This window comes from Microbacterium sp. ZXX196, from assembly GCF_009709595.1.
Classification (GTDB): Bacteria; Actinomycetota; Actinomycetes; order Actinomycetales; family Microbacteriaceae; genus Microbacterium; species Microbacterium excoecariae.
In genome coordinates this window covers 1-264 of the sequence record NZ_WMEE01000256.1, presented here as the reverse complement: position 1 = coordinate 264, position 264 = coordinate 1, and the positions used below count along the sequence as shown (strand labels likewise).

At 69.7% G+C, this 264-nt stretch carries 1 protein-coding gene; it reads right to left on the bottom strand.

The window, feature by feature from the left end; translation table 11 throughout:
* Positions 1-254: ThiF family adenylyltransferase (locus tag GJQ66_RS12960; protein ID WP_368732939.1), on the bottom strand; the 254-nt coding region annotated here is incomplete at its 3' end.
* Positions 255-264: the final 10 nt, after the last annotated feature.

The window sequence follows — 264 nt, the reverse complement described above, 5'->3', positions numbered from 1 at the left end:
ATGATCTGGCGCTGGAGGTTGGACTCGTCGACCTCGTCGAACTCCACGATGCCGAGGGTCCCGACGCCCGCCGCGGCCAGGTACATCAGCGCGGGCGAGCCCAGGCCGCCGGCGCCGACACACAGCACCTTGGCGTTCTTCAGCCGCTTCTGCCCGTCCATCCCGACATCCGGGATGATCAGGTGGCGGGAGTACCTGCGGACCTCGTCGACGGTGAGCTCCTCGGCGGGCTCGACCAGGGGTGGCAGCGACACGGGGACTCCG